Annotated in this window: 7 protein-coding genes and 1 pseudogene; 1 reads left to right on the top strand and 7 read right to left on the bottom strand. The window is 68.8% G+C overall.

The annotated features are described in order from the left end of the window. From CCN33_RS32610 to CCN33_RS00075, 7 genes and pseudogenes are all read right to left on the bottom strand, one after another. A pseudogene (locus CCN33_RS32610) lies at positions 1–150 on the bottom strand (VOC family protein); the annotation flags it as partial. Positions 151–159: 9 nt separating this feature from the next. After that, positions 160–771 (bottom strand): Uma2 family endonuclease, encoded by a 612-nt coding sequence (locus CCN33_RS00100; RefSeq protein WP_086689830.1) that lies wholly within the window; start codon positions 769–771, stop codon positions 160–162. A gap of 156 nt (positions 772–927) precedes the next feature. Next, entirely contained in the window at positions 928–1689 is a 762-nt protein-coding gene (locus CCN33_RS00095) for a succinate dehydrogenase iron-sulfur subunit (RefSeq protein ID WP_086689828.1), read from the bottom strand. Continuing rightward, the gene (gene sdhA, locus CCN33_RS00090; protein WP_086689826.1) at positions 1689–3443 is read right to left on the bottom strand and encodes a succinate dehydrogenase flavoprotein subunit; all 1755 of its coding nucleotides are present in this window, start codon (positions 3441–3443) and stop codon (positions 1689–1691) included. The genes CCN33_RS00095 and sdhA overlap by 1 nt, the downstream gene beginning before the upstream one ends. 19 nt (positions 3444–3462) lie before the next feature. Then, entirely contained in the window at positions 3463–3936 is a 474-nt protein-coding gene (locus CCN33_RS00085; RefSeq protein ID WP_107483874.1) for a succinate dehydrogenase hydrophobic membrane anchor subunit, read from the bottom strand. Between the two features lie 5 nt (positions 3937–3941). Next, positions 3942–4322, bottom strand: coding sequence for a succinate dehydrogenase, cytochrome b556 subunit (gene sdhC, locus CCN33_RS00080; protein ID WP_037774792.1), 381 nt, complete (start codon positions 4320–4322; stop codon positions 3942–3944). A gap of 188 nt (positions 4323–4510) precedes the next feature. Beyond that, a complete protein-coding gene (locus CCN33_RS00075) occupies positions 4511–5068 on the bottom strand; it encodes a 2-oxo-4-hydroxy-4-carboxy-5-ureidoimidazoline decarboxylase (RefSeq protein WP_086689824.1) in 558 nt (185 codons plus the stop codon). Between the two features lie 216 nt (positions 5069–5284). On the opposite strand from CCN33_RS00075, the gene CCN33_RS00070 reads away from it, so the two are divergent. Beyond that, the gene (locus CCN33_RS00070; RefSeq protein WP_086689822.1) at positions 5285–6883 is read left to right on the top strand and encodes a beta-N-acetylhexosaminidase; all 1599 of its coding nucleotides are present in this window, start codon (positions 5285–5287) and stop codon (positions 6881–6883) included. Positions 6884–6897: the final 14 nt, after the last annotated feature.

Below are 6897 nucleotides of genomic sequence, written 5' to 3'. Positions count from 1 at the left end.
CACCCTCAGCAGCGCGATCCCGCCCTCGTCGAACCGGAACCCCACGGTGAACCCGGCCCGCTCGTAGAACCCGACCGCCTCCCCGAGATCCCCGACGGGAAGTACGACGTTGTCGAACCCCAGCAACTCATGCGCTTCGTCGTCTGACATGCCGTCAGGCTAGCGACGGGGGCGTCCCGCCTCGATGATCGCGGCCACGTCCAGCGTGACCTTCGCCCCGATGGAGTCGGGGAGGGTGACGAGTTCGCCGGGGGAGTGGATGCGGTGGGTGCCGTACGTTCCGTCCGCGGGCTCGGTGAGGACGTGGAGCCGCTGGTGCTTGCGGTCCACGACGACGTACACCGGGACCTTGGCCTGCGCGTAGGCGCCGACCTTGGTCTTGAGGTCGTCCTTCCAGTTGCCGGAAGTCACTTCGAGGACGAGGCGGAAGCAGACCTGATCGTAGGCGGTGCCTTCGATCAGGTGGTCGTCGATGTCACCATCCACGACGGCGAGGTCGGGGATGGCGTAGTCCTCCCCTCCGGGGAGCCAGATCGAGACGTTCTGGACCACATCGGCTTCGCCGCCGAACAGGCCGGCCACGAGGAACGGCTGCATGAGACCGGTCAGGGCACGGGCGTGCGGGACATCCGGGGACGGTGTCACGAGGAGGTGGCCTCCGATGATCTCGACGCGGTAGCCCGGATGGCGCTCCATGATCTCGGCGGCGATCGCCGTCAGCGAGAACGGCTCGTCGTCGGCGAAGGGCTGCTCTACGGATGCTGCGGACATCGCGATGCCTCCCAGGGGCTGGTCGAGGCCATCATCGTAGGCCGTATCGCCCCTCTGCGTCCCGAACGACCACCTTCACCCGAGCGTGTCCGCCGACGCCGAAGGGCCCCGCTCCGGTAACCGGAGCGGGGCCCTTGGGACCGTCGGAGACAGGTCTCAGAAGCGGCGGGTGATCAGCGCGCGCTTCACTTCCTGGATCGCCTTCGTGACCTCGATACCGCGCGGGCAGGCGTCCGTGCAGTTGAAGGTCGTGCGGCAGCGCCACACGCCGTCGCGGTCGTTGAGGATCTCCAGGCGCTGCTCACCGGCATCGTCGCGCGAGTCGAAGATGAAGCGGTGGGCGTTCACGATCGCGGCCGGGCCGAAGTACTGGCCGTCGTTCCAGAACACCGGGCACGACGAGGTGCACGCGGCGCACAGGATGCACTTCGTGGTGTCGTCGAACCGCTCGCGGTCCTCGGCGGACTGCAGGCGCTCACGGGTCGGCTCGTTGGTGTCGTTGGTGACCAGGAACGGCATGACGTCCCGGTACGCCTGGAAGAACGGCTCCATGTCGACCACGAGGTCCTTGAGCGCGGTCAGGCCCTTGATGGGCTCGACCGTGATCGGCTTACCCGGGTTGACGTCCTTGATCAGCGTCTTGCAGGCCAGACGGTTCTTGCCGTTGATCCGCATCGCGTCGGACCCGCAGATGCCGTGGGCGCAGGAACGCCGGAAGGTCAGCGTGCCGTCGAGGTCCCACTTGATCTTGTTGAGCCCGTCGAGGACGCGCTCCTTGGGGTCCATCTCCAGCTGGAAGTCTTCCCAGTGGGGCTCCGCCGCGACCTCCGGGTTGAACCGGCGGATGCGGAGGGTGACCGTGATGTAGGGGGAAGCGGCGGACGCCGCCTCGGCCTTGTCCAGAACAGGGGTAGCCATCAGTACTTACGCTCCATCGGCTGGTAGCGGGTCTGGACGACCGGCTTGTAGTCGAGACGCACGGTCTCCGAGCCGTCGTCGCCCACCTCGCGGTACGCCATCGTGTGACGCATGAAGTTGACGTCGTCGCGGTTCGGGTAGTCCTCGCGGTAGTGACCGCCGCGGGACTCCTTGCGGGCCAGTGCGGAGATGGCCATGACCTCGGCCAGCTCGAGCAGGTTGCCCAGCTCGATGGCCTCCAGCAGGTCCGTGTTGAACCGCTTGCCCTTGTCCTGGATCGCGACGTTCGCGTAGCGCTCGCGCAGCTCGGCGATCTTCTCGACCGCCGTCTTGATCGTCTGCTCGGTGCGGAACACCATGACGTTGGCGTCCATGGTCTCCTGCAGCTCGCGGCGGATGTCGGCCACCCGCTCGGTGCCGGTGGAGTTCCGCAGGCGCTCGATCTGCTCGACGACGAAGCCGGCCGGGTTCTCCGGCATCTCGACGAAGTCGACCGTGTGCGAGTAGTCGGCGGCGGCGATGCCCGCGCGACGGCCGAACACGTTGATGTCCAGCAGCGAGTTGGTGCCCAGGCGGTTGGCGCCGTGCACGGAGACACAGGCGACCTCGCCGGCCGCGTACAGACCCGGCACGACGGTGGTGTTGTCCGACAGGACCTCACCCGCGACGTTGGTCGGGATGCCGCCCATCGCGTAGTGCGCGGTGGGCTGGATCGGGATCGGGTCCGTGTACGGCTCGATGCCCAGGTAGGTGCGCGCGAACTCGGTGATGTCCGGGAGCTTCGCGTCGAGCTGCTCCGGCGGCAGGTGGGTGAGGTCGAGGTAGACGTGGTCGCCCTCGGGACCGCAGCCCCGGCCCTCGCGGATCTCGGTGTAGATCGAGCGCGAGACGACGTCACGGGACGCGAGGTCCTTCATGACCGGCGCGTACTTCTCCATGAAGCGCTCGCCGTCCTTGTTGCGCAGGATGCCGCCCTCACCGCGGGCACCCTCCGTCAGCAGGATGCCCATGCGCCAGATGCCGGTCGGGTGGAACTGGAAGAACTCCATGTCCTCCAGCGGGATGCCCCGGCGGAAGCACGCGGCCTGGCCGTCACCGGTCAGGGTGTGCGCGTTGGACGTCACCTTGAAGAACTTGCCGGTGCCGCCGGACGCGTAGATCACGGACTTCGCCTGGAAGACGTGGATCTCGCCGGTGGCCAGCTCGTACGCCACCACGCCGGCGGACGTCTTGACGCCGTCGACCTCGGTGATGAGCTGGTCCAGGACGTAGAACTCGTTGAAGAACTCCACGCCCTCCTTGACGCAGTTCTGGTACAGCGTCTGGAGGATCATGTGGCCGGTGCGGTCGGCCGCGTAGCAGGACCGGCGGACCGGGGCCTCGCCGTGGTTGCGGGAGTGACCGCCGAAGCGGCGCTGGTCGATCGTCCCGTCGGGCGTCCGGTTGAACGGCAGGCCCATCTTCTCCAGGTCGAGGACGGCGTCGATGGCCTCCTTCGCCAGGATCTCGGCGGCGTCCTGGTCGACCAGGTAGTCACCGCCCTTGACCGTGTCGAAGGTGTGCCACTCCCAGTTGTCCTCCTCCACGTTGGCCAGCGCGGCGGCCATGCCGCCCTGCGCGGCGCCCGTGTGGGAGCGGGTCGGGTAGAGCTTGGTCAGCACGGCGGTGCGGCTGCGCTTCGTGGACTCGATGGCCGCGCGCATGCCCGCGCCGCCGGCGCCGACGATGACGGTGTCGTACTTGTGGATCTTCATGATTCTCGCAGCCCCGTGCCTAGCGGATGTTCGGGTCGAAGGTGAAGATCACCAGCGTGCCCAGCAGGATGGTGAACACCGTGGCCGTGTAGAGCAGGCCCTTGAGCCACAGGCGGGTGTTCACGCGCTCCGCGTAGTCGTTGATGACCGTGCGCAGGCCGTTGGCGCCGTGCAGCATCGCCAGCCACAGCATCGCCAGGTCCCAGACCTGCCAGAACGGGGACGCCCAGCGGCCGGCCACGAAGGCGAAGCCGATCTTGGAGACGCCGCCGTCCAGCACGAGCTGGATCAGCAGGTGGCCGAGGACGAGGACGACCAGCACGATGCCGGACAGGCGCATGAAGAGCCAGGCCGCCATCTCGAAGTTGCCCCGCGTGGACTTCGGGGTCTTCTTGGTCCGGGTGCGCGAGCGCGGCGCGTCGAGGGAGAGCGCGTAGGCGTCCTCGGCGGCGTCCGCGGAGGAGCCCGTCAGGTTGATCTCAGAGGTGGACATCGGCGTCAGCTCCCGAACAGGACACGAGCGGCGTGGCCGAGGACCGGGTACAGGGCGCCGGCCATCAGGATGATCCAGACGCCGAGGACGCTCCACAGCATCTGCTTCTGGTAGCGCGGGCCCTTCGACCAGAAGTCGACGGCGATGACGCGCAGACCGTTGAGCGCGTGGAAGAGGATGGCGGCCACCAGGCCGTACTCCAGCAGCGCGACGATCGGGGTCTTGTACGTGGCTACGACCTTGTCGTAGTCCTCGGGGGAGACACGCACGAGAGCGGTGTCCAGCACGTGAACGAACAGGAAGAAGAAGATGAGGACGCCGGTGACTCGATGAGCCACCCAGGACCACATACCTTCCCGGCCGCGGTACAGCGTTCCAGCCGGCACGGAAGAACCCTCCGGGTGCGGGGACTAGGGCCGCGCCGGCTTCACTGTCGGTCGGGCCCGGCCGGGTACGGTCCACCGGCCCTCAGCATCGTATCCATGAGGCGCGGCGCGACTGACGGGGGGCCTGTTTCGGGTGATCCGGCCGGTTGTGGGGTTCCGGCTCGTGCGCATCCGTTCCTTTTGGGCCGCTATACGCCCGGCCGGGGCGCGTAGTGGCTGGTCGCGCGGGTGGCGGCGGTGCCCAGATGGGCCGTGAGCCGGTGCCGGGCCAGGCCCCGCAGCTCCTCGGCGGCGATCACCCGTTCGTCCTCGGGATCGTTCGCCAATCGTGACCGGATGCCCTCCAGGACCCGGTCCAGCGCCTCCTCGGGGGAGTTCCCGCCCGGCGCGATCACGAAGACGTGGCCGAAGCGGGCCTCGTAGGCGGCGTGCGCCGCGCTCAGGGCCGTATGGGCGGCCGAGTAGGTGTCCTCGGGCAGCTCGGGCAGGGACTCGCCCGCCAGGGCGTCGGCCAGGTCGACGACCCGCAGGTCGTAGGCCGCCTCGTCCGCCGCGGCCAGCAGGGCGGCCAGGTCGGGGTAGGGGCGGTGCTCGGCGAGCCGGTGGGTCCAGCGGGCGTTGCGCAGACAGCGCAGGAGCAGCGCGCGGGCCTCCTCGGCCGGCGCCAGGTTGAAGGCGTCGAGCGGGGTCGGGAGATACGGCGAACGGTGCGCAGGCAGCGTGATTCCTCGTGGGAGGAGGGACAGGGTCGTGCCGGGACGGCAGGGGGACCTGTGAAGGATGTGCCGACACGTTATCGAGAGTGGTCACTGTGTGTCCGGCTGATGCCCGAATTTCACTCGGACGGGAGAGTTTCAGAACGTCTCGGTGACGGGTGAACCGCGGATCGGCCGTACGTTGGGAGGGTGAGCCAGCACAGACATCGTGCTTCGGCACGACAGCTCAAGCGGAAGCGGGCCATCATGGCCGCCGCGGTCGTCGGAACCGTGGTGACCGGGGTGGGCGTCGGAGTGTGGGCGTCATCCGGAGGGGGTGGTTCCGGCAGGGGCTCGGACGCGGGCGCGGTCGGCGCCTCCCGGCAGGCCGATCCGCCGACCCCCTCGCCCAGCCGCTCGTACCCCATGTCGAAGGCGCCGCAGACCATCCCGGCGGTGCGTGAGCACACCGCGGCCCGCGGACCCGGCTGGAAGCCCGGAGGCGGCGGCCGGGTGGTGGTCACCGACCCGGCGCTGGCCGACGAGGGCAAGCTTGTCGCCGGTGAGCTGGGCCTCGCCTACGGCGGTGAGAAGACCGACTCCAGGGCCGGCGACGTCCGCCTCGGCCTCGGCGGGAGCGGCAACCCCGAGTCGTACACCATGACCGTGCGCGACGGCCGGGTGGACATCGAGGGGCCCGCCGACGCGGGTGTCTTCTACGGGACCCGGACCCTCAAGCAGGAGGTCCGCGGCGGGGGCACCGCCCCCGAGGGCGTGGTCAGGGACGAGCCCGCCAAGCCCTCGCGCGGCTTCATGCTCGACATCGCGCGCAAGCCGTTCTCGGAGACCTGGATCGAGGACCGGATACGCGAACTGGGCGATCTGAAGTTCAACGAGCTGGGACTGCACTTCTCGGACGACCAGGCGTTCCGCATCGAGTCCACCACCCACCCCGAGATCGTCTCCAAGGACCATCTCACCAAGGCGCAGGTCAAGAGAATCGTCGATCTGGCCGCCGCCCGGCACATCGCGATCGTGCCCGAGATCGACTCGCCGGGGCATCTGGGCGCCGTCATCGCCGCCCACCCCGATCTCCAGCTCCGCAACGTCAACGGCAAGGCGACGCGCGGCGCGATCGACATCTCCAAGCCCGAGTCCGCGAAGATCGTCGACGATCTGCTCGACGAGTACGCCGACCTGTTCCCGGGCGACAAGTGGAACCTGGGCGGCGACGAGTACCAGGCGCTGGTCGTGCCCGACCCCGAGGCGTCCTACCCGCAGCTCGCCGCCGCCGCCCGCGACGCCTACGGGGCCAACGGCAACGTCGCCGACCTCACCACCGGCTGGCTGAACGGCCGCGCGGACACCATTCGGGCCCACAACCGCACCATGCGGGCGTGGAACGACGGTTTCCTGCGCGACTCCACGATCCAGCCCGCCAAGGACATCCAGGTCGCCTACTGGACCGGCAAGGAGATAGGCGCCCGGCCCCCAGTGGACTACCTGAACGCGGGCCGCGAGGTCTACAACTACAACGACGAGTACCTGTACTACGTCCTCGGTGAGCCGAACACCTTCGTCTACCCGACCGGCCAGCGGATCTACCAGCAGTGGACCCCGCGGGTGATCCGGGGCACGAGTGCCGTGCCGGCGCGGTACGACGGTCAGATCCTCGGCGGTTCCTTCGCCGTGTGGTGCGACTTCCCGAACGCCCAGACCGAGAGCCAGGTCGCCTCGGGTTGCCCCGGGTCCCAGAGCTTCTGCACGGTGGCCCGCAGCGGCATCCGGATGCCGGAGGCGACCTGGCTCTCGGTCTGGGCGTTCGGGAAGTCGCACCACACGGCGAAGGAACCGCCGAGGATCTGACCGTCGTACCGCGC

It is taken from the genome of Streptomyces recifensis (genome assembly GCF_002154615.1).
Taxonomy (GTDB): domain Bacteria; phylum Actinomycetota; class Actinomycetes; order Streptomycetales; family Streptomycetaceae; genus Streptomyces; species Streptomyces griseoluteus.
Note: the sequence above shows the minus strand (reverse complement) of the source record. Positions and strands in the feature narration are given on the sequence as shown.